Here is a 3,448-nt window from a genome sequence, read left to right on the forward strand (position 1 = left end):
TTGACTGGAGGTCAAATATGAACATCAAGAGCCTTCTTCTCGGCTCCGCTGCTGCCCTCGCAGCAGTATCCGGCGCTCAGGCCGCTGACGCCATCGTTGCCGCCGAGCCGGAGCCGCTGGAATACGTGCGCGTTTGCGACGCATTCGGCACCGGCTACTTCTACATCCCGGGCACCGAAACCTGCCTCAAGATCGGCGGCTATGTCCGTTACGAACTTGGTGTTGGTCGGGACGCTTACAATCCGGACGGCCTAATCGAGGCGAACAACGAAAGCGACTGGGACTCTTTCGTTCGTGCTCAGCTTGACGTAACGGCCAAGTCTGACACGGAACTCGGTACTCTGACGAGCGTTGCATCACTGCGTTGGGAATATGGTGCGGACACCGTTTTCACTTCCAACGCCAACACGGTATACATCAACGAAGCCTACATCCAGCTCGGCGGTTTCAAGATTGGCCGTTACTACAACCCTTGGGATAAGGGTATCAACGGTGAGTCGGATTGGAATTCCGCTTCGACGACGACCCGTATGAGCTCTGTCGGCTACTTCTATACCGGCGATGCTTTCTCGGCTGGCGTACAGGTTGACGAGCTTTCTCGTGAAGGTGGTCAGGAGCTTGGTCTCGAAGGTATCGTGACCGCGAAGTTCGGCGCCGTTGCGATCGACCTTCTGGGTGCTTACGACTTCGGAGCTGAAGAAGGTGCGGTTCGTGTTCTCCTCTCTGCTCCGGTCGGTCCGGGCACCTTCCAGGCTCTCGCCGTATACTCTACCGGTCTCGGCGACGGCTATGAAAACGCCTATTACGACCGCGGTGAATGGGCTCTCGCTGCCTCCTACGCCTTCAAGGTCACGGATAAGCTGACCATCACCCCCGGCGGTACCTATGTTTGGGGCGCCGAGGCTGATGCCGATGGCGATTGGGGTGGCGACGACGCTTGGCGCGCTGGCCTAACGGTCGATTACGCGATCGTTCCGGGCTTCGCTGCCAAGGTTACCGCGAACTACAACGAAGTTCCGGGCGACGAGTTCTGGGACGGCTTCGTACGTCTCGACCGTACGTTCTAATGAACTTGAGGCTCCCCCGGTTCTTCGGGGGAGCCTCTTGATAAATGGCGGGCCCAAGTGGCCTCCATATGGGGAGCTGAGACCGGGGGAATTGGCTGCATCCGCGGCCTGCATGTGTTTGATCCTTTGGATCGGACGAGACTAGCATTCACGATAATTTGACTGGAGGTCAAAAAGATGAACATTAAGAGCCTTCTTCTCGGTTCTGCAGCGGCTCTCGCGGCAGTATCCGGCGCCCAGGCTGCCGACGCGATTGTCGCCGCCGAGCCGGAACCCCTGGAATACGTGCGCGTCTGCGATGCTTTCGGCACGGGTTACTTCTACATCCCCGGTACGGAAACCTGCCTCAAGGTCGGCGGCTATGTCCGCTTTGAACTTGGATTCGGCCGCGATGCCTATGACCCGGTCGCTGGGGATTTTCTTGATGAGAGCGACTGGGATTCCTATACCCGCGCCCAGCTCGACCTCACTGCAAAGAGCGACACTGAACTCGGCACGCTGACGTCTGTGATGTCGGTTCGCTTCGACTATGGCGATGATACCGTCTTTACCTCCAACGCAAACGACGTCTACATCAACGAAGCATCCATTCAGCTCGGCGGCTTCAAGGTCGGTCGTTGGCTGAACTGGTGGGATGAGTACGATCTCCCCGGCGAACTCGACAACCTGGGTTCTCTGCGCCTGAACTCGATCCAGTACATGTACACCAGCGATGCCTTCTTCGCAGGTATCCAGGTGGACGAACTGTCCTATCCCAGCACCAACAGTGTCGGTCTCGAAGCGATCGTCCAGGCCTCTCTCGGCCCGGCGACCATCCAGATCCTCGGCTCCTATGACTTCGAAGCTGAGGAAGGCGCGATCCGCGGTATCGGCAGCGTCGCTATCGGCCCGGGCACGTTCTACCTGGCAGGCGTATACTCCACCGGCGAGAACGCTTACTACGGTGTGCTCGATACGGGTGCCGGCGAAGCAACCGTTGCTGTCGCCTATGCCTGGAAGGCCACCGACAAGCTCGAGATCATCCCGGAAGCCCAGTACATCTGGAACACGGAACTCGTCGGCGGTGACTTCGGCGGCGATGACGCCTGGGGTGCCGGCGTGACCGTCAACTACGAGATCGTCGAAAACTTCGCAGCCAAGGTTGCCGTCAACTATCAGGAAGTTGGCGACGAAGACGGTACCGTACAGGGCATCGTCCGCCTGCAACGCGACTTCTAACCAGTTAAAGAGACCCAGCTCGCAGTCCTATGGCTGCGAGCTGTTGCTGCTTGGCCACGACGCAGGAAATTTGAGCAGTTGCAAAACTGCCGCTGGCCACATCCACCATTGAAGTCTCGGTCGTTCCACTGATTTTTTGTCCTCGGTGATCGGCGAGGGCGAAATGGGTGAGGAAGCGGAGAAGAAGGACAAGGTTTTAAACCTTTCCTCATTCAGCCAATCCTACGCGGTTAACTACCAGTTTAATCCCAGCGGCCCTATCAAGGTTGTAAAGTCCAATCGGCTCATCACCCTTCTGGAACGATATGTGGATATCTTATGGGAGCCGGGAAGCCATAAAAATAACGTGACGGCTTTCATCAAGGAATTGGACGAGATCCTTCTCGGCCAGGCCTTCGACACGTTCACTTACGAGATGGTGGACCGGCTCATCGGCGAACTGCGCAAACGCGGCAACAGCAATGCGACCATCAATCGAAAGATGGCGGCGCTGAGCAAGCTGCTGCGGAAAGCGTTCAAGATGGGTGACATCCACAGTTTACCGGAGTTTCGGCGCCAGAAGGAAAAAGCTGGTCGCATCCGTTTTCTGGAGGATGACGAGGAGGATCGCCTCTTTGCAGCCATCCGGACACGAAATGAGCACTATTACGGCCTTTGCATTTTCCTCGTCGACACGGGTGCCCGACTAGGCGAAGGAATCGGTCTCCGCTGGAACGATATCTACGAAAGCCGCGCCACTTTCTGGATTACCAAGTCAGGCAAAAGCCGGACTGTGCCACTCACCGCTCGTGCCGTCGAAGCAGTTGATGCGCAGGCAGGCAGGCCGGATGGCCCCTTTGCCGATATCGACCAGCAGCATTTTCGATCCATATGGAATGCTGCCAAAGATGAGGTGGCGCTTGGCAGCGATCCCGACATCGTGCCCCATGTCCTCCGCCATACCTGCGCCTCCCGACTGGTACGCGGCGGAATCGACATTCGTCGGGTGCAAATGTGGCTTGGCCACCAGACCCTGCAGATGACAATGCGTTACGCCCATCTCGCATCCCATGATCTTGATGTTTGTGTGCCAATCCTAGAACGCAATCGAAAGCCATCCGATCGCGAAGTCTGACCTTTCCCACAAGGGCATTTACCAGCCTCCAGAGCACCGATTTTGACTG

The 3,448-nt window shown here is 57.3% G+C and carries 3 protein-coding genes; all 3 read left to right on the forward strand.

Annotated features, from left to right (window positions below; all coding sequences use genetic code 11):
• The first annotated feature begins 17 nt into the window (after nt 1-17).
• The 3 genes from ACMGE0_RS33320 to ACMGE0_RS33330 all read left to right on the forward strand — a co-directional run bounded on the left by ACMGE0_RS33320 (nt 18) and on the right by ACMGE0_RS33330 (nt 3,399).
• Complete coding sequence (locus ACMGE0_RS33320; RefSeq protein ID WP_436820132.1) at nt 18-1,067, forward strand: porin; 1,050 nt, start codon at nt 18-20, stop codon at nt 1,065-1,067.
• A gap of 177 nt (nt 1,068-1,244) precedes the next feature.
• Nucleotides 1,245-2,285 carry a porin gene (locus ACMGE0_RS33325; protein ID WP_436820130.1) on the forward strand — a complete coding sequence of 347 codons (1,041 nt, stop codon included), beginning with the start codon at nt 1,245-1,247 and terminating at the stop codon, nt 2,283-2,285.
• 163 nt (nt 2,286-2,448) lie between these two features.
• Nucleotides 2,449-3,399: a tyrosine-type recombinase/integrase gene (locus tag ACMGE0_RS33330; RefSeq protein WP_436820131.1), complete on the forward strand. Its 951-nt coding sequence runs from the start codon at nt 2,449-2,451 to the stop codon at nt 3,397-3,399.
• Nucleotides 3,400-3,448 lie beyond the last annotated feature (49 nt).

Source organism: Neorhizobium descurainiae, from assembly GCF_051400715.1.
GTDB lineage: Bacteria > Pseudomonadota > Alphaproteobacteria > Rhizobiales > Rhizobiaceae > Neorhizobium.